Raw genomic sequence first — 18,715 nt, forward strand, 5'->3', positions numbered from 1 at the left:
ACCCGATGAGAACCCTTGCCATGAGATCCACGTCTTTCCTCCGCCGCTGCCGGCTGCTGCCGTTCCTGCTGGCCAGCCTGCTGCTGGTCGCGTCACAGGCCTCGGCCCAGGTGATTCCCGCGCCGCAGACCATGATTCCGTCGCCGCCTCAGCTGGCCGCCAGCTCCTGGATCCTGATGGATGCCGACAGCGGCCGGGTCCTGGCCGAGCACAATGCCGACGAGCGGCTCTCGCCCGCCAGCCTGACCAAGCTGATGACGGCCTACCTCGTGGAGCGTGAGCTCGACCAGGGCAACATCACCTCCGCCGACCTGGTGCCGATCAGCGAGAAGGCCTGGCGGACGGGCGGCTCGAAGATGTTCATCGAGGTCGGCGAGCAGGTGCCGGTCAGCGAGCTGCTGCACGGCATCATCATCGTCTCCGGCAACGATGCCAGCGTGGCCATGGCCGAATACCTGGCCGGTGGCGAGCGCCCCTTCGCCGACCTGATGAACCAGCATGCGACCCGCCTGGGCATGCACAACACCAACTTCATCAACGCCACCGGGCTGCCCGACGACAACCACTACTCCTCGGCCCGTGACCTGGCGCTGCTCTCCCAGCACATCATCAACGACTATCCGGACCACTACCGGATCTATCGCCAGAAGGAGTTCACCTACGGCGGCATCGAGCAGCCCAACCGCAATCGCCTGCTGTGGCGCGACGCCAGCGTCGACGGCCTGAAGACTGGTTGGACCGAGGCCGCCGGCTACTGCCTGGTCGCGTCCGCCGAGCGTGACGACATGCGGCTCATCTCCGTGGTCATGGGCACCGATTCCGACGAGGCTCGCGCCCAGGAATCCCAGAAGCTGCTGAGCTTCGGCTTCCGCTACTACGAGACGCTGAAGCTCTACGACGCCGGCGCCGTGCTCAACACGCCTCGGGTCTGGGGCGGCGACAAGAACGAGCTGCGGGTCGGCGTCGACAGCAACGTCGTCATGACGGTGCCCCGGGCCCGCGACGGAGAGCTCACTGCCAAGCTCGACATCCAGAGTGACCTGACCGCGCCCATCGCGGCCGGCGACAGGGTGGGCACCATGGAGGTGCGCCAGGGGGACGAGGTGGTCGGCGAACGCCCGCTGGTCGCCCTGGAAGGCATCGAGGAGGGCGGCTTCTTCAAGCGGCTGATCGACCAGGTGCAGCGGTTCTTCACCAACCTGATCGGTGGCTGGTTCGACTGATCGGGCCCGGGCGTCCTCTTCCCTCGGACAGGGCCGCGGGAGTGAGGGCGCTCTCCGGGACGGCGCGTCTGAGGTGGCGCCCTCGGGGCTGCCAGGTTGGTCGCGGCCCTCGCCTTGAGTAGAATGGGGGCATACTCTCCAGCCGGACGCGCGCATGAACGACAATTCCCTGCGCGATCTTCGCAAGCCCGGTCCCCGGGCGGGCGGCAGGTCGCCGAAGATCACTTTCCCCTGCGACTATCCCATCAAGGTCGTCGGCGACGCCGCCGATGACTTTGCCGCCACGGTCTGCCAGATCGTCGTCCGTCACGACCCCGGCTTCGACGCCGTCGGCATCCAGGTGGTCCCGAGCCGCAACGGTCGCTTCCAGTCGGTCCGCCTGACGATCCGTGCCACGGGAGAGGTGCAGCTCAAGGCCCTCTTCGACGAGCTCAAGGCCACCGGCCGCGTGCACATGGTGGTGTGATGACGCTCGACAGCACGGCGCCGATCGAGTTGCATCGCCTGGGGCGCCGGTCCTACACCCCCGTCTGGCAGGCCATGCGGGACCTGACCGATGGCCGTGATGCCGGGACACCCGACCAGTTCTGGCTGGTGGAGCACGAACCGGTCTTCACCCAGGGGCAGGCCGGCAAGCCCGAGCACCTGCTGATGCCCGGCGACATCCCGGTGGTTGCCACTGACCGGGGTGGCCAGGTGACCTATCACGGGCCCGGCCAGGTGGTGCTCTACCCGCTGCTCGACGTGCGACGCGCCCGCCTGGGGGTTCGCGACCTGGTCAGCGCCCTGGAGCAGGCGGTGATCGCCCTGCTGGCCGTGCATGGAGTCGAGGCCCATGCCCGTCCCGATGCGCCCGGGGTCTACGTGGGAGAGGCCAAGATCGCCTCCCTGGGGCTCAGGATCCGCCGCGGTGCCAGCTTCCACGGGGTGGCCCTCAACATCGACGGCGACCTCTCGCCCTTCCAGCGGATCAACCCCTGCGGCTATGCCGGCCTGGCCATGACGCGCCTCGCCGACCTGGTCGACGACGCTCCCTCGGCGGAGGCGGCCGGCCTGGCGCTGGCCCGCTGCCTGGCCCGCGAGCTGGGCCGCGAACTCGCCGAGGGCGACCCGAGCCGGTCCGCCACCGCCTAGCCGGTTCGACGCTCGTCGTCCACGACCCCGGCCTCCCCCGCACAAGACGAGACGCCCCCACCGCGCAAGCGATGGGGGCGTCTTCTGTCGGGCGCTCCGCCGGCGTTCAGCCGACGTTGACGGCGTCGATGCGGTTCGGATCGGGCGCCTGGCCGGGCACCTCGGCGGGAGCCGCCAGGCCGAGGTTGTTCTTCTCGAAGACCCGATCGGCCCGGTAGCTGGAGCGCACCAGGGGGCCGGACGGCACCTCCATGAAGCCCTTTTCCAGGCCCAGCACGCGATAGCGCTCGAACTCCTCCGGGGTGACCCAGCGCTCCACGGGCAGGTGGTTGCGCGTGGGGCGCAGGTACTGCCCCAGGGTGACGATGTCCACGCCGATGGCGCGCAGGTCGTCGAAGGTCGCCAGTATCTCCTCCTCGGTCTCGCCGAGGCCCAGCATCAGGCTGGTCTTGGTGATGACCTCGGGGCGATGGCGCTTGGCGTGGGCCAGCACGTCCAGGGTCTTGCGGTAGCCGGCCCGCGGATCGCGCACCCGCCCGGTCAGCCGCTCCACGGTCTCGACGTTCTGGGCGAAGACCTCGAGGCCCGAGTCCACCACCCGTTCGATCGCCGAGGGCTCGGCGTCGAAATCCGGGGTCAGCGCCTCGACGACCACCTCGGGGGTGCGGGCCTTGATGGCCCGGATGCAGTCGGCATAGTGGGTGGCGCCGCCGTCGGGCAGGTCGTCGCGGTCCACGGAGGTCAGCACGATGTAGCGCAGCCCCATCAGCTCCACGGACCGGGCGGTGTTCTCCGGCTCCTCGGCGTCCAGCCAGCCCCTGGGGTTGCCGGTGTCCACGGCACAGAAGCGACAGGCGCGGGTGCAGACCGAGCCCATCAGCATGATGGTCGCGGTGCCGTTGCTCCAGCATTCCCCCTGGTTGGGGCAGTGGGATTCGGCGCAGACGGTGCTCAGCCGATGGGTGTCCACGTTCTTCTTGACCGCCTCGAAGCGTTCGCCTCCGGGGATCTGGGCGCGCAGCCACTTCGGCTTGCGGCCCGTGGCGCCGCCTTCCTCGACCTGCCGACGGACCTTCATGCCGTCCTTGATGGCTGCCGTGCCATGGTCGTTGCGGTATTTCTCGCCGCTGGAGACACGTTGGGAGGGGGTGTCGCTCATAGCTGTGAGCCTCTCTGCTCGCCGGCTGTCTTCACCGGGACGGCGCTGCAGCGGGTCCACCGGGCGCGCGTCGATCGGCGTTTCCAGGCAGCCTGGCACGTCGAATGATACGTGGTTCTCAAGCTGATAAAGTACCACAGGCACCACTCTCCTGGACACCTGGACCGCGACCCGACGCCCTTTGAGGCGGCCGTCAGTAGGCCGTCACCGGCAGGCAGTCGACGCCGTGGCTCGGCATCGGGCTGGGGGGCGCGGCGAAGTGCTCGTGGAGCTCGTCGAGGTGGTCGCGCACGAAGCGCAGGAACAACTCGGTGACCGGGGTGGGGAAGTGGTCCCTCGGGTGAACCGTGCACCAGGAATGACGCAGCGGGAAGCCCGGCAGGTCGAGGGGCGCCAGCAGGCCCGCCTCGATCTCCAGCCGGACGGCGAGGCGGGGCAGCACGGCGACCCCCAGCTGCGCCATCACACCCTGCTTGACCGCCTCGTTGGTGCCCAGCTCGATGGCGTGGGACAGGGTCACGTCCTGTTCGGCGGCCCGCTCCTCGAAGGCGCTGCGCACCCCGGAGCCAGGCTCGCGCATCAGCACGTAGTGGCGCGCGAAGTCCTCCAGGGTGGGCCGGTCGGCATCGAGCAGGGGATGGCCCGGCCAGACCACGGGAATCATCTCGTTATCGAGGATCGGCATGAACGTGAGCTCGTCATCCTCGGGGACGCGCGCCATGATCACCAGGTCGTCGCGCCGCTCGGCGAGCCGCACCAGTGCCTGGCTGCGGTTGCACACCCGCAGGCGCACCTGGACATAGGGATAGTGGGCGCGGAAGCGGGCCAGCAGGTGGGGCACCACATACTGGGCCGTGGACACCGCGGCGAGGTTGAGCTCGCCGCTGATGGTCCCGTCCATGTCGGAGAGTGTCATCTGCAGGCGCGAGACCTGCCCGAAGATCGCCCGGGTCGAGGCGGCCAGGGCATCGGCGGCGGGCAGCAGGTGCAGGGTGCGTCCGGCGTACTTGAACAACGGCTGGCCGATGGCCTGCTCGAGCTGGCGGATCTGGGCGCTCACGGCGGGCTGGGTCAGCCCCAGGGCCTCGGCCGCACGGGAATAGGAGTGCTGCTCATAGACGGCGCGAAAGACCTGCAGCTGGCGAAACGTCAGGCGGTTGAGCAGTTTGGGGGTGGTCATGGTCGATCGGTCCGCCGGCGGCACGCGTGTCGGTCCCTGAGGGTCTGACGACATGCTAGCACCGCTTGATTGTGGCCTTCCATCGCTACCCGCCGTGCCGGGGGCTCGCCATGTCGCGGCCCTCTGAGCGTCCGCTGTCGCGCCTGCTGGTCGCCGCCGGAGGGCTGGTGGGCCTGCGCCTGCAGCAGGCCTGCGACGAGCTCGGCATCCAGGCCTGCCTGGCCGAGGGGGAGCCCGAGGCCCTGGTGGCCCGGGCACGGGCCCTGGGGTGCGACGCCCTGCATCCGGGCAAGGCCGGCGCCGAGGACCAGGTGGCGCTCGACGAGGCCTGTGGTCGGGCCGGGCTGCGCCTGATCGCCCCCGGCACGGCCCTGCTGACGGCCATGGTCGATCGGGCGGCCGTGCGTCAGCGGATGCGCGCCTCGGGTCTGCCGCTCTCCTCCGGCGAGGAGGAGGGCCGCCAGGTGCGGGTCGCGGTGCTGGCCGACGCCCGGGGCCGCGTCGTGCACCTGGGCGTGCACCATGTCCCCTGGCCCGGACTGGCGCTGTCGCCGGTCCCCTGGCTGACGCCCGAACAGCGCTGCTACCTTGGGCGGCTGGCGGTGCAGGGGGTGTCCGGCCTGGGACTCGTCGGCCTGGTGGTGGTCAGCTTCCGGGTGGCCGGCAATCGCATCGGCGTCGAGGGCCTGTCGCCGGGCCTAGTCGGCACCGAGGCCCTCGACGAGGCGCTCATCGGCCTCGATCCCCTGGTCGAACAGCTCCGGCTTGCCGCGGGCGAGCCGCTCCGGCAGCGACAGGCGATGCTCGAGGCCAGAGGGCATGCCCTGCTGTGGCGATTCCCCCTGCCGAGGGAGGCCTGCTTCAGCGGCGGTCCGGGGCTTCGGCTGGACCGTCTCGCCGAGGATGGCGAGGCCGGCCTGCTGGCCTGGGGGCGTCGCCCCGAGGTGGCCTGGCGACGCGGGCGCCGGGCCCTGGTGGAGCTGCTCGGCGCGCGGGAGGCGGCGGCACGCCTGCCCTGAGCGCCGGCACAAGATCCTCGCAGCGCACGCTCTGATGCGCTATATTGCATTGCAGCAAAGCCCGTTTTCATGCATCGGTGCCTCGGGTATCCCGGCACCGAGCAACCCTGGAGCTGATAATGAATCCCCTGATACCGACTCCTGCAGCCAGCGTGCTGCCCTTCATGGATCCGTTCGGTTTCGGACGCGCGGCCTGTGACTACTGGCGAGACACCCTGGAACGCAGCGTGCTCTTCATGGACGTCATGCGCCAGCGGGGCAACCAGTATCTCGAGCACATCGAGAAGACCAAGCCCAATGTCCTCGGCTTCGATGCCGAGGTACTGGTGGATGGCCGGGACCTCCCGCGTCCGGTGAATTACGAGCTGCTGCGCATCCTGCCTCCCGAGGGGGTGGAGATCGACCTGCAGGCCCGTCCCTTCGTGGTGGTGGACCCGCGTGCCGGCCACGGCCCGGGCATCGGCGGGTTCAAGCCCGACAGCGAGATCGGCGTCGCCCTGCGCGCCGGGCACCCCTGCTACTTCATCGGCTTCCTGCCCTATCCGGTCCCGGGACAGACCGTCGAGGACGTGGTGGAGGCCGAGGTCGCCTTCCTGCGCCACGTCATCGAGCGTCATCCCGAGACCTCGGAGAAGCCCATGGTGGTCGGCAACTGCCAGGCCGGCTGGCAGATCATGATGGCCGCGGCCCTGGAGCCCGAGTTGTTCGGTCCGCTGCTGATCGCCGGCTCGCCGCTTTCCTACTGGGCCGGCGAGCGCGGCAAGGCGCCGATGCGTTATACCGGCGGCTTGACCGGCGGCAGCTGGATGACCTCGCTGTTCAGCGACCTGGGGGCCGGGCTGTTCGATGGCGCCTGGCTGGTGCAGAACTTCGAGCGCCTCAACCCGGCCAACACCTGGTGGAGCAAGCAGTATCGGCTCTACTCGCAGGTCGACACCGAGGCCGACCGCTACCTGGAGTTCGAGCGCTGGTGGGGCGGCCACGTGGTGCTCGGCGGTGACGAGATCCAGTACATCGTCGACAACCTCTTCGTCGGCAACCGCCTCTCCACCGCCCAGCTGGTGACCTCCGACGGGCGCCGCATCGACCTGCGCAACGTGCGCTCCCCGGTGGTGGTGTTCTGTTCGCGCGGTGACGACATCACGCCGCCGCCCCAGGCGCTGGGCTGGGTGCGCGACCTCTACGAGGGGGTCGAGGACGTCATCGCCAACGAACAGACCATCGTCTATTGCGTGCATGACACCACTGGCCACCTGGGCATCTTCGTGTCCGGCAGCGTCTCCCGCAAGGAGCATGCCGAGTTCACCGCCAACATGGACTACATCGACGTCTTGCCGCCTGGCCTCTACGAGACCACCGTCTCCAGCGCGGCCGAGCGGGAGGACGCCGAGCTGATCGAGCGCGACTACCTGCTGGAGTTCACGCCGCGCACCATCGAGGAGCTCGACCGCGATGTCCAGCATCGGCCGGAGGATGACACCCGCTTCGCCGCGGTGGCGCGGATCTCCGAGATCAACCTGGGGCTCTATCGGCAATTCGTGCAGCCCTGGATCCAGGCCATCGCCACGCCGGAGTCGGCGAAGTGGATGCGGCGCATGCACCCCAGCCGCATGGGCTATCGCCTGCTGTCCGACCGCAACCCGCTGATGACCGCCGTGCCGGTGCTCGCCGAGAAGGTGCGGGCCGACCGCCACCCGGTCCACGAGGACAACGTCTTCCGTGCCGTGGAGGGCATCATGTCCGATCAGGTCACGCGCGGCCTGAACGCCTGGCGCGACCTGCGTGACAGCAGCAGCGAGCGCTTCTTCCTGGACTTCTACGGCCAGCCGATGCTGCAGGCCATGGTCGGCCTGGGCGGGGATGCGCATGTGCACCGCCGCCGTCCGGGGGCCGAGCCGGAGCATCGCCGCTTCATCGAGCGTCGCCGGGCCGAGGTCCAGGCGCATATCGCCGAGGGCGGAAGCCATGAGGCGGTCATGCGGTCGGTGATCTACGTCCTCGGCGGGGCGCCGGCCACCGACGAGCGCAACTTCAAGCGGCTGCGCGCTTCGCGTGCCGAGCTCGAGCCGGGCATCCAGCTGGCCGACTTCAAGCACCTGATGCGCGAGCAGTTCTTCATCCTCAAGCAGGACCGCGAAGCGGCGCTGGAGAGCCTGCCGACCCTGCTGAAGGGGCAGAGCGCGGCTCAGATCGACGGCCACCTCGCGCACATCGAGCACGTGCTGGCGGCCAGCGGCGAGCTCAGCGAGCATGCGGCACAGCGCTTCGAACGCATCAAGGGGCTGTTCCGCCAGGCCATCCGGCGCGCGCCCCAGGAGGAGCAGGAGGCCCGTCGCGATGCCGAGGCCCGGGTCGCCAGCCTGGCCGAGGCCGGAGAGGTGGCCCGTCGCGAGGTGGAGAGCCTGATGGAGTCCCTGCCCGCCGCCGAGCCGGCGAACGCGTCGGTCTCCGAGCAGACTGCCGCCGATGACGTCCCCGCCAGCATGGATGCCGACGTCCCGACGGCCGAGGCGGTCACGGCGGCTCCGCAGGAGCCCGTCACCGAGGCACCGGAGGCGAGCCCGGCCCCCGAACCCGCGGCGGAGACCGCCGCAGCGTCGGAGCCGGCATCGGCCGAGCCCACGGCGGAGACCGGGGCTGCGCCGGCATCGGCAGAGCCCGCCAGCGAACCGGCCGCCGAGCCGCGGCCGGCCGAGAAAGCCCCCCAGGCCGCCAAGGCGCCGGAGGCAGCGGCGACACCGTCGACGCCGAGGCAGGCCAAGGCCGGCGGCAAGCGCAAGCCGTCAGGTTCCGGAACGCCGCGGCGTCGGACGCCGCGCAAGTCCGGCAAGAACTGACCAGAGCGGTCGTCAAGGCACGCCCCCGCCCATCCCGGCGGGGGCGTTGTCGTTGAAGGCGGCGGCGTTCTCGCCTTGTCGTTCGGGTGCCACGCGGTCTAGGTTCAAGGAGTCGCCCGCCGGGGCCGACTGGCGTGAAGCCGATCGCTGGGGTAGGGTAAGCGCATTTTTCACCCGCCGCAGAGGGCGGGCCGATACCGTCTGGCGCGAGCCGTCACGCTGGCGCCATCAGCACAGTGGAGCACTATGGGCAAGTCACTGGTCATCGTCGAGTCGCCGGCCAAGGCGAAGACGATCAACAAGTATCTCGGCAACGACTTCATCGTGAAGTCGAGCGTGGGGCACATCCGTGACCTGCCGACCAGCGGCTCGGGCAAGACGGCCTCGGATCCCAAGGAGCGTGCCCGGCAGGCGGCGGAGACCCGCAAGATGTCGCCGGAGGAGAAGGCGGAGCATCGCAAGCGCAAGGCCCACGACCAGCTGATCCGGCGCATGGGCATCGACCCCGAGCATGGCTGGAAGGCGCATTACGAGATCCTGCCGGGCAAGGAGAAGGTGGTGGCCGAGCTCAAGAAGCTCGCCGAGAAGGCCGATGCGGTCTATCTCGCCACCGACCTCGACCGCGAGGGGGAGGCCATCGCCTGGCACCTTCGCGAGACCATCGGCGGCGACGAGGAACGCTACCGGCGGGTGGTGTTCAACGAGATCACCAAGAACGCCATCCAGGAGGCCTTCCAGGCCCCCGGGCACCTGAACATCCCCCGGGTCGAGGCCCAGCAGGCGCGTCGCTTCCTCGACCGGGTGGTGGGCTTCATGCTCTCGCCGCTGCTGTGGGCCAAGATCGCCCGCGGCCTCTCCGCCGGCCGGGTGCAGTCGGTCGCCACCCGGTTGATCGTCGAGCGCGAACGCGAGATCCACGTCTTCATCCCCGAGGAGTTCTGGGACGTCCACGCCGACCTGCGTCCGGAGGGCGACGACCCGACCCCGGTGCGGTTCGAGCTCGTCCGCCAGGATGGCAAGGCCTTCAGGCCGACCTCCGAGGCCGAGACCCTGGAGCGCATCGCGGCACTGCGCGAGGCGACCCTCGCGATCACCGCGCGGGAGGACAAGCCCACCCGGTCCAAGCCCAACGCCCCCTTCATCACCTCGACGCTGCAGCAGGCGGCCAGTGGCCGGCTGGGGTTCTCGGTGAAGAAGACCATGACCCTGGCCCAGCGCCTCTACGAGGCCGGCTACATCACCTATATGCGGACCGACTCCACCAACCTCTCGAAGGACGCGGTGGAGAACGTGCGGGAGTTCATCGGCGAGGAGTTTGGTGCGCGCTACCTGCCCGAGGCGCCCAATCGCTACTCCAGCAAGGAGGGCGCCCAGGAGGCACACGAGGCGATTCGTCCCTCGGAGGTCGGTCGCCGGGCGACCGACCTCGCCGGCATGGAGCGCGACGCCGAGCGACTCTACGAGCTGATCTGGCGCCAGTTCGTGGCCTGCCAGATGACCCCCGCCGAGTACCTCTCCAGCACCCTGACCGTGGAGGCCGACGGCTTCGAGCTCAAGGCCAAGGGGCGCGTGCTCAAGTTCGACGGCTATACCCGAGTGATGAAGCCCATGGGGCGCAAGGACGAGGACCAGTCCCTTCCGGACCTCGCCGAGGGCACGCCCATGTCCCTCGAGCGCCTCGACCCCCAGCAGCACTTCACCAAGCCGCCCCCCCGCTACACCGAGGCGAGCCTGGTCAAGGAACTGGAGAAGCGTGGCATCGGCCGGCCCTCCACCTACGCCGCGATCATCTCCACCATCCAGGACCGCGGCTACGTCAAGCTGGAGAACCGCCGCTTCTATGCCGAGAAGCTCGGCGACATCGTCACGGAGCGGCTCAAGGAGTCCTTCCCCGACCTGATGGACTACTCCTTCACCGCGCGGATGGAGGACAGCCTGGACGAGGTGGCCGAGGGCGAGCGCAACTGGCAGGAACTGCTCGATGCCTTCTACGACGAGTTCCACAAGGAACTCTCCGTGGCCGAGAGCGAGGAGGGCATGCGGCCCAACCAGCCGGTGCCCACCGACATCGACTGCCCGACCTGCGGGCGCAAGATGCAGATCCGCACCGCCTCCACCGGCGTCTTCCTGGGCTGTTCCGGCTACAACCTGCCGCCCAAGGAGCGCTGCAAGACCACCATCGATCTGCTGCCCGGCGACGAGGCGGTCGCGGCCGATGCGGGAGAGGACGCCGAGACCGATGCGCTGCGCGCCAAGCACCGTTGCCCCAAGTGCGGCACCGCCATGGACAGCTACCTGATCGACGAGACGCGCAAGCTGCACATCTGCGGCAACAGCCCGGATTGCGACGGATACGAGATCGAGAAGGGCAAGTTCCGCATCAAGGGCTACGACGGGCCGACCATCGAGTGCGACAAGTGCGGCAGCGAGATGCAGCTCAAGACCGGCCGCTTCGGCAAGTATTTCGGCTGCACCAACAGCGAGTGCAAGAACACCCGCAAGCTGCTCAGAAGCGGCGAGGTGGCGCCGCCCAAGATGGACCCCATCCCCATGCCGGAACTCGAGTGCCAGAAGGTCGATGACCACTATGTGCTGCGCGACGGCGCCAGCGGCCTCTTCCTGGCGGCCAGCAAGTTCCCCAAGAACCGCGAGACCCGCCCGCCGCTGGTCAAGGAGCTCAAGGCGCACGCCGAGGAGTTGCCCGAGAAGTACCGCTATATCCTGACCGCGCCCAGCGAGGATCCGGATGGCCGACCGGCGCAGATCCGCTTCTCCCGCAAGGCGAAGGAGCAGTTCGTGATGACCGATGAGGACGGCAAGGCCACCGGCTGGAAGGCCACCTACGACAACGGCAACTGGCACGTCGAGGACAAGCGCAAGTGACCCCGCGATCCCGCACCAATCAGCTGCTCTACCAGGCTGAGCTGCTGCTCGGCCTGCCCGGCGGGGACGACGAGCATGCCGAGGCGCGTCGCATGGCGGCGGAAGAGGGGTGCCTGGCTCTGCTCGAGCTGACCCTGGAGTCGCTGCTGCGCGAGGTCACCGAGCACGCCCATCTGGAGCGCCACGACTGGCGTGAGCTGCTCGGCCCGCAAGGGGCCGGCATTGCCGAGCTGCAACGCCTGCGCGAACTGGCAGGCCGGCCCGACAGCTGGCTGTCGGGCTTGCTCGCGAGGCTCGAGGCGCTGCATGGCAGCGACGGCGTGGCCCGCCGTCGCCGCAGCAACCCGGGCGTCATCGCCGTGGGGGGGTCCCCGTCGCTGGCCGACGAGCTCAGCGAGTGCGTGCGCGAGGCCAAGCGCGAGATCGCCGCGCTGCGCGAGACCAGCGAGGAGTGGTAGCGGCGTCCCGGCAAGCCGACCGGGAGCGCGTCGCGCTCCTGGTCGACGTGCAGAACGTCTACTACACGACGCGCCAGGCCTTCGGTCGGCATTTCAACTACCACGCCTTCTGGGCCAGCTTCGCCGCCGGCCGGGAGGTGTGTGTGGCCAACGCCTATGCGATCGACCGCGGAGACCCCAAGCAGCGCCAGTTCCAGGACATCCTGCGAGGCATCGGCTTCGAGGTGAAGCTAAAGCCCTATATCCAGCGCAGTGACGGATCCGCCAAGGGCGACTGGGACGTGGGCATCGCCCTGGACGCCATGGAGGCCGCGCCCCTGGTCGACCGGGTGGTGCTGGTCTCCGGCGACGGTGACTTCGACCTGCTGGTGGAGCGGATGCGCGAGCGCCACGGCGTGACGGTGGAGGTGGTCGGCGTGGAGCGACTCACCGCCGACTCGCTGATCCGCGCGGCCAGCCATTTCGTGCCCATCGAAGGGGAGCTGTTGCTCTAGAGACTGATCAATGAAATTGACTTGAGCTAGGGGCGCCGGGGGCAGGTCGGAGAGGAGGTCGTACGCCATGGATGGCGTCGGTAGCGCCCAGGGATGGGTTTACAGCGCCTCCTCGTAGGCGTGCCGCCGGATAAGCCCCTAGCGATGCTGCTATCTGCGGTTACCTCATAGTTCAGGTTGCGCGGGTGTGGGCGGCGGCGATAACCGGTACAATCGCGCCCCTTTCACGCACTGACCTGGATCCCTCATTGATCTCCACCGCCAATATCACCATGCAGTTCGGCGCCAAGCCGCTGTTCGAGAATGTCTCCATCAAGTTCGGCAACGGTCACCGCTACGGCCTGATCGGTGCCAACGGCTGCGGCAAGTCCACCTTCATGAAGATTCTCGGCGGTGACCTGGAGCCGTCCTCCGGGCAGGTGATGGTCGAGTCGGGCGCCCGGCTCGGCAAGCTGCGCCAGGACCAGTTCGCCTTCGAGGACGAGCGGGTCATCGATACCGTGATCATGGGCAACCATGAGCTCTGGCAGGTCGCGGCCGAGCGCGAGCGCATCTACTCGCTGCCCGAGATGAGCGAGGAGGACGGCATGGCCGTGGCCGACCTGGAGGTGCGCTTCGCCGAGCTCGACGGCTATACCGCCGAGTCCCGCGCCGGCGAGCTGCTGCTGGGGCTGGGCATCCCGCTGCACCAGCACACGGGCCCCATGAGCGAGATCGCCCCGGGCTGGAAGCTGCGCGTGCTGCTGGCCCAGGCACTGTTCGCCGACCCCGACGTGCTGCTGCTTGACGAGCCCACCAACCACCTGGACATCAACACGATCCGCTGGCTGGAGGGCATGCTGACCGCCCGGGACAGCACCATGATCATCATTTCCCACGATCGCCACTTCCTGAACAGCGTCTGCACCCACATGGCAGACCTCGACTACGGCGAGATCACGCTGTTCCCCGGGAACTACGACGACTACATGACGGCCGCCACCGCGGCGCGCGAGCGCCAGCATGCCGACAACGCCAAGAAGAAGGCGCAGATCGCCGAGCTCCAGGCCTTCGTCAGCCGCTTCTCGGCCAATGCCTCCAAGGCCAAGCAGGCCACCTCCCGCGCGCGGCAGATCGACAAGATCAAGCTCGAGGACATCAAGCCCTCCAGCCGCGTCAGCCCCTTCATCCGATTCGAGCAGGGCAGGAAGATCCACCGCAACGCGGTCAACGTCGAGGCGGTCACCAAGGGATTCGATGCGGATGCGCCCCTCTTCGAGCGCCTGTCGATGACCGTGGAGGCCGGCGAGCGCATTGCCATCATCGGGCCCAACGGCATCGGCAAGACGACCCTGCTCAAGACCCTGGCGGGCGAGATCCACCCCGATGCCGGTGCGGTGCGCTGGACCGACAGTGCCGAGCTCGGCGTCTTCGACCAGGACCACGCCGACGACTTCGCCTTCGATGCGACCCTGTTCGAGTGGATGGCCCAGTGGACCACGGGCGGGGAGCAGGAGGTCCGCGGCGCCCTGGGCAGGATGCTCTTCTCCAGCGACGACATCGGCAAGTCGGTGAAGGTGATCTCCGGCGGCGAGCAGGGACGCATGCTGTTCGGCAAGCTGGCCCTGACGCGGCCCAACGTGCTGCTGATGGATGAGCCGACCAACCACCTGGACATGGAGTCCATCGAGGCGCTCAACCTGGCGCTGGCCAACTATCCCGGCACGCTGATCTTCGTCAGCCATGACCGCGAGTTCGTCTCGTCGCTGGCGACCCGCATCCTCGACATGAGCGGCACCGGGGTCACCGACTTCAGCGGCAGCTACGACGATTACCTGCGCAGCCAGGGCCTGTTCGGCTGAACGGGCTCCGTGACTGGCAGGGCCGCCCGATACAGCGTTGATTGATATGCATCAAGCGTGATGCCGGCGGCTTGGCTAGTCTGAAGGCAGTATCCCAAGGCATCGTCAGGAGGAGCCGCGCATGCGCTTTCATCAGGTCAAGGAACTGGTCGCCTGGGCGGCCGATTACCATCGGGGGCTTGCCGAACAGTACGACCAGCTGGCGTCCGGGGGCGTGAGCGATCGGGTTCGCATGGCGCTGGAGTACCTGGCGGAACACGAGCGCAAGATGCAGTCCGAGCTTTCCACCTATCTCGAGGAGGACGGCGGCCATCGCAAGGTCCTCGAGACCTGGTTCGATGACCCCGCGGACTTCCCCCATGCCCCGACGCTCGACCGCCTGGCCGAGAACCTGGCGTGCGACACCGTGCAGGATGCGCTGGCGACGGCCTTGACCACGCACCGGACGCTGCAGGACCTCTATGCACACCGCGTGGAGCGGGCTTCCGCGGAGGCGGAGCGGGAGTTCTTCGCCTCGCTTGCCAGCGGCCACGAGGGCGAGGTGCGCCGCATTGCCCGCGACATGCAGCGGCTCGAGGACTACTGAGGAGACGATCATGTCGGCACAGGGTCTCTCGAGGCGCGCGGGCGCGCCGCCCATCGTCGGGCGCCGTCGCTGATGGGAAGCGAACGCCAACCCTCGGGTATCCAGCTCCTGCCGCGCCTGCGGGCCCGGCGCGCCGATCCCGCGGACGTCGAGGATGATGCCCTGGCGGCCCACCTGCTGATCGAGGATGCCATCCGGGCGCGGGCCAGCGATATCCACCTCGACCCCTCCCGCGACCAGTGGCGGATCCGGCTGCGCATCGACGGCCGGGTCATCGACGTCCTGGACCTCGAGGTCGGCGAGGGGGTGCAGCTGGTCAACCAGTTCAAGGTGCTCGCCGGGCTCGATCCGATGCCCTCGCGGTTCGCCACCGAGGGGAGCTTCAGCTGGCCCCCCGGCGAAGAGGGCGCCGAGGAGACCTTCCTCCGGGTCACGGCGGTGAAGTGCGTCGCCGGCGAGAAGCTGGCCATTCGCTTCCTGGCTCCCCCCAGGACCTTCCAGGACACCCTCTCGCTGGGGGTCGGTGAGCAGGGCGCCCGGGGCATCCGCCACTGGATGGATGCCACCGGGGGGATGCTGCTGGTGGCCGGGCCGACCGGCGCCGGCAAGACCACCACGCTCTACACGCTGCTCAACCAGCTCCGACTCAGCGACAGCCATGTGGTGACCCTGGAAGATCCGGTGGAGTACGCCATTCCCGGGATCAACCAGATCCAGGTGGATGCCGAGAACGGTCTGGACTTCGCCACCGGCACCCGCTCGATGCTGCGCCTGGACCCGGACTATGTGTTGATCGGCGAGATCCGCGACCCCGGGTCCGCCGCCGCCGCGGTCAGTGTGGCCGGCAGCGGTCGCTCGCTGATGGGGACCCTGCACAGCCGCGATGCCGTGGGGGCTGTCTCCGCCTTGCGACAACTTGGGTTGGGGGATGCCGAGATCAGCGCCACCCTGGGCCTGGTGATCGCACAGCGTCTGGTCCGTCGGCTGTGCGAGCACTGCCGGGAGCAGCGGCCGACCGAGCGCCAGGACGTGGAATGGCTCGAGGCGGTGGGGCTGTCGGCGCCCGATGAGGCCTGGATGCCCGTGGGGTGCGCGCACTGTGACGGTCTGGGCTATCGGGAGCGCACGGGGGTGTTCGAGATCTGGCAGCCGACCCCGGAGGACCATGCCCTGCTGCTCCGGCACGCCGATGACGCCGTTATGCGACGCGGCCTGCTGGAGCGCGGCGAGACCCTGATGCTGGCCGATGGCCTGGAGAAGGCCGCTGCCGGCGTCACCACCCTGCGCGAGATCTTTCGCATGGGGGCGATCCTGCCCAGCTGAGCGCGTGAGGCCGGCCTGGACTCCCCGCTACTCCTGACAGCGCCGTCGCAATGCGGTATAACGGCGGCCGTATCGAAGTCTTTCCTTTCCTGCATGCCCCTGAGATGTCGCCGATGAATCACCTCTCCCGTCGCCGCTTCGGCCTGCTGGCGCTGAGTTCCCCCCTGCTGCTGCTGGGGACGCCCGCCTCCGCCAGCCTGATGGATAGCGTACTGTCCCGGGCCATCGTCCCTCGCAACGACCGCGAGCGCTGGGTGCTGGTCGAGGACAGCGAGGCCAGCCTCCGGGTCTACCAGGGCAACCGGCTCCTGGAGCGCTTCGAGCCGGTATCGCTGGGACGTGGCGGAGCCAAGGCCCAGCGTCAGCGTGGCGGCCGGGCCACGCCGCTGGGGGAGTTCCGGGTCAATCGCTTCAACCGCGAGAGCAAGTTCCACATCTTCATCGGGCTGGACTATCCCACCCCGACCCATGCGCGCATGGCCCTGGAATCCGGGGTCTACAGCCAGCAGGACTACGACGACTACTTTTCCTACTACCGTCGTCACGGCTATCCACCCCAGGATACGGTGCTCGGCGGCTTCATCGGTATCCATGGACTCGGCGAGGGGGATCCGGAGATCCACCGGCGGTTCAACTGGACGGACGGTTGCGTGGCGGTGACCGATCCGCAGGTCGAGCGCCTGTCGTCACTGATCGACATTGGCACACGCGTCGTGATCCGCTAGTCTTTACATGCGCAAGGGACGTTCTAAGCTATGGACAAGCGCCGTGATGTAATATAGAACAGCGTTTGACTCCTGTGCTTCGCAGCAGACTTTGCTGCATGAAGTCCTGCCTCTGCAGGAAGCCTGAATCACAGGCAACACCAACGCAGTACCAAGGAAGACCCAAGGAGAACACCATGACTCTGAAGACCACCCTGAAGCTGAGCGCCGCTGCTGCATCTCTGGCCATCCTGGCCGGCTGTGCATCCACCAGCGCCCTGGACGAAGTGCGCATGACCGCCGAGTCTGCCCAGGCTGACGCTGCCGAAGCACGCAGCATCGCCACCCAGGCGCAGAACACTGCCAACCAGGCACAGCGCGACGCCCAGGCGGCCCTGCAGATGTCCGAGCAGAACCGCGACGAGATGAACCGCATGTTCGAGAGTTCCATGCGCAAGTGATGCTTCTCCACCGCCCGTCAGGGCGGTAGCGGAACTATCAGACAGGGGCCCCGCCGTGATCGGCGGGGCCCCTGTCGTTCGTGGCCCTTCGCTCGTCGACCGTGCCGAGTCCGTGGGCCTTGCAGGGGGTAATGGCGTGCACGGCGCAGGGAGGGCGACTCAGCCGAGGAGGCGAGCGGAGGCGGAAACGGGAGCCGTGCGAGAGAGGCCGATGGCCGGCAGGGAGCCTCCTGCCGGCCAGGGGAGGGGGGTCAGCCTTCCTGGGTAGTGCCATCCTGCAGGCCGGGCTCTGCGGCGATCAGTTCCAGGCGGTCCCAGAGCGTCTCGGGGGCCGGTTCCGGAGTCGTGACCTCAAGGGGCACCGGCATGCCGCGCGGCACCTCCACGACCTCGCGCAGGCGGGCATAGTCCACCGGGTAGTCGAGGCCGCTGGTCGCCGTGTCGACCTGCGAGAGTGCCTCGGTGATGTGCTGGATGGTGGTGCCGTCTTCTTCGTCGAGGTAGGGGTAGGCCTGGACATGCAGGGTGCCGTCGGACCAGCCAAGCTTGATGGTCTCGTTGATCAGTTTGACCTTGGTACCCACCGACAGGCGCGGGAAGAGGTCCTCGATGTCCTCCGGCAGCATGCGGATGCAGCCATGGGTGACGCGCATGCCAACGCCCTCGGGCTTGTTGGTGCCGTGGATCAGGTAGCCGGGGATGCCCAGGCGCATCTTGAACTTGCCCAGCGGGTTGTCCGGCCCCGGGGGCACCACGCTTGGCAGCGACCGACCGTCGGCGGCGTGCTCCTTGATGATCGACTTGGGCGGATACCAGGCCGGGTCCTTCACCTTCTGGGTGATCCGGGTGCTGCCCAGCGGGGTCTTCCAGTCCATGCGGCCCACGGCGATGGGGTAGGTCTCGACGCGGGGCGTCTCGCCCTCCGCGGCGGGCGGGTAGTAGTAGAGGCGCATCTCGGCCACGTTGACCACCAGTCCTTCGCGGGGCCCCTCGGGGAGGATGAAGCGGCCTGGGATCACCACCTCGGTGCCCTCGTAGGGGGCCCAGATGCTGATGCCGGGGTTGGCGCGGATCATCTCCTCATAGCCGATACCGTGTTCATGGCCGATCTCGATCAGCGTATCGCCACTGTCGGAGTTGATGGTGTATATCTCCCCGACGATGTCTCCCTCCTCGGGGAGGGGATAGTGGCCTCGCGGCCAGTCGTCGGTGTTGGCCTGCAAGGGGCCTGCCAGGGCGGCGAGGAGGCCCAGCCCCGTGGCGAATCGGGCGGCGCGCCCGAGCGTGGGTAACAGTTTCATCGAGTCATTTTCTCGTGGTTGCCGGTCGTCAGGGGCTGCGATGGGCCCGTCCTGGGCGCCTTTGCCCTATAGTATCGCCCGTCTCGGCGGGCGTGTGCCAGATGGGGCGGGT

General features: G+C 68.5%; 16 protein-coding genes. 13 read left to right on the forward strand and 3 right to left on the reverse strand.

The features are described 5' to 3' along the window. Window positions 1-20: 20 nt before the first annotated feature. From BOX17_RS14045 to lipB, 3 genes are all read left to right on the forward strand, one after another. Window positions 21-1,223: a D-alanyl-D-alanine carboxypeptidase family protein gene (locus tag BOX17_RS14045; protein ID WP_071945570.1), complete on the forward strand. Its 1,203-nt coding sequence runs from the start codon at window positions 21-23 to the stop codon at window positions 1,221-1,223. A gap of 154 nt (window positions 1,224-1,377) precedes the next feature. Continuing rightward, the gene (locus tag BOX17_RS14050) at window positions 1,378-1,689 is read left to right on the forward strand and encodes a YbeD family protein (RefSeq protein ID WP_071945572.1); all 312 of its coding nucleotides are present in this window, start codon (window positions 1,378-1,380) and stop codon (window positions 1,687-1,689) included. Further along, the gene (gene lipB, locus BOX17_RS14055) at window positions 1,689-2,357 is read left to right on the forward strand and encodes a lipoyl(octanoyl) transferase LipB (protein WP_071945574.1); all 669 of its coding nucleotides are present in this window, start codon (window positions 1,689-1,691) and stop codon (window positions 2,355-2,357) included. Before BOX17_RS14050 ends, lipB begins: the two co-directional genes overlap by 1 nt. A gap of 106 nt (window positions 2,358-2,463) precedes the next feature. On the opposite strand, the gene lipA is transcribed toward lipB, so the two are convergent. After that, window positions 2,464-3,516: a lipoyl synthase gene (lipA, locus tag BOX17_RS14060; RefSeq protein WP_071945576.1), complete on the reverse strand. Its 1,053-nt coding sequence runs from the start codon at window positions 3,514-3,516 to the stop codon at window positions 2,464-2,466. A gap of 193 nt (window positions 3,517-3,709) precedes the next feature. Beyond that, window positions 3,710-4,696, reverse strand: coding sequence for a LysR family transcriptional regulator (locus BOX17_RS14065; protein WP_071945578.1), 987 nt, complete (start codon window positions 4,694-4,696; stop codon window positions 3,710-3,712). A 110-nt stretch (window positions 4,697-4,806) separates the two neighbouring features. Between BOX17_RS14065 and BOX17_RS14070 the strand changes: the two genes are divergently transcribed. The 10 genes from BOX17_RS14070 to BOX17_RS14115 all read left to right on the forward strand — a co-directional run bounded on the left by BOX17_RS14070 (window position 4,807) and on the right by BOX17_RS14115 (window position 17,302). Beyond that, the gene (locus BOX17_RS14070; protein ID WP_071945580.1) at window positions 4,807-5,715 is read left to right on the forward strand and encodes an acetyl-CoA carboxylase biotin carboxylase subunit family protein; all 909 of its coding nucleotides are present in this window, start codon (window positions 4,807-4,809) and stop codon (window positions 5,713-5,715) included. A gap of 119 nt (window positions 5,716-5,834) precedes the next feature. Then, window positions 5,835-8,552, forward strand: a complete 2,718-nt coding sequence (locus tag BOX17_RS14075; protein WP_083582177.1) for a DUF3141 domain-containing protein — start codon at window positions 5,835-5,837, stop codon at window positions 8,550-8,552. A gap of 246 nt (window positions 8,553-8,798) precedes the next feature. Then, entirely contained in the window at window positions 8,799-11,435 is a 2,637-nt protein-coding gene (gene topA, locus BOX17_RS14080) for a type I DNA topoisomerase (RefSeq protein ID WP_071945582.1), read from the forward strand. Next, a complete protein-coding gene (locus BOX17_RS14085) occupies window positions 11,432-11,893 on the forward strand; it encodes a DUF6586 family protein (RefSeq protein WP_071945584.1) in 462 nt (153 codons plus the stop codon). The genes topA and BOX17_RS14085 overlap by 4 nt, the downstream gene beginning before the upstream one ends. Next, the gene (locus tag BOX17_RS14090; protein ID WP_071945586.1) at window positions 11,887-12,387 is read left to right on the forward strand and encodes a LabA-like NYN domain-containing protein; all 501 of its coding nucleotides are present in this window, start codon (window positions 11,887-11,889) and stop codon (window positions 12,385-12,387) included. Before BOX17_RS14085 ends, BOX17_RS14090 begins: the two co-directional genes overlap by 7 nt. Before the next feature lie 248 nt (window positions 12,388-12,635). After that, window positions 12,636-14,228 carry an ABC-F family ATPase gene (locus BOX17_RS14095; protein ID WP_071945588.1) on the forward strand — a complete coding sequence of 531 codons (1,593 nt, stop codon included), beginning with the start codon at window positions 12,636-12,638 and terminating at the stop codon, window positions 14,226-14,228. A gap of 121 nt (window positions 14,229-14,349) precedes the next feature. Continuing rightward, window positions 14,350-14,814, forward strand: coding sequence for a hypothetical protein (locus BOX17_RS14100; RefSeq protein ID WP_071945591.1), 465 nt, complete (start codon window positions 14,350-14,352; stop codon window positions 14,812-14,814). Between the two features lie 72 nt (window positions 14,815-14,886). Continuing rightward, the gene (locus BOX17_RS14105) at window positions 14,887-16,137 is read left to right on the forward strand and encodes a GspE/PulE family protein (RefSeq protein WP_071945593.1); all 1,251 of its coding nucleotides are present in this window, start codon (window positions 14,887-14,889) and stop codon (window positions 16,135-16,137) included. Window positions 16,138-16,250: 113 nt separating this feature from the next. Next, window positions 16,251-16,862, forward strand: a complete 612-nt coding sequence (locus tag BOX17_RS14110; RefSeq protein ID WP_071945595.1) for a L,D-transpeptidase family protein — start codon at window positions 16,251-16,253, stop codon at window positions 16,860-16,862. A gap of 176 nt (window positions 16,863-17,038) precedes the next feature. Then, window positions 17,039-17,302, forward strand: coding sequence for an Lpp/OprI family alanine-zipper lipoprotein (locus BOX17_RS14115; RefSeq protein WP_071945597.1), 264 nt, complete (start codon window positions 17,039-17,041; stop codon window positions 17,300-17,302). 251 nt (window positions 17,303-17,553) lie between these two features. On the opposite strand, the gene BOX17_RS14120 is transcribed toward BOX17_RS14115, so the two are convergent. After that, the gene (locus BOX17_RS14120) at window positions 17,554-18,603 is read right to left on the reverse strand and encodes a L,D-transpeptidase family protein (protein ID WP_071945599.1); all 1,050 of its coding nucleotides are present in this window, start codon (window positions 18,601-18,603) and stop codon (window positions 17,554-17,556) included. Window positions 18,604-18,715: the final 112 nt, after the last annotated feature.

The sequence above is a fragment of the Halomonas aestuarii genome, from assembly GCF_001886615.1.
Classification (GTDB): Bacteria; Pseudomonadota; Gammaproteobacteria; order Pseudomonadales; family Halomonadaceae; genus Halomonas; species Halomonas aestuarii.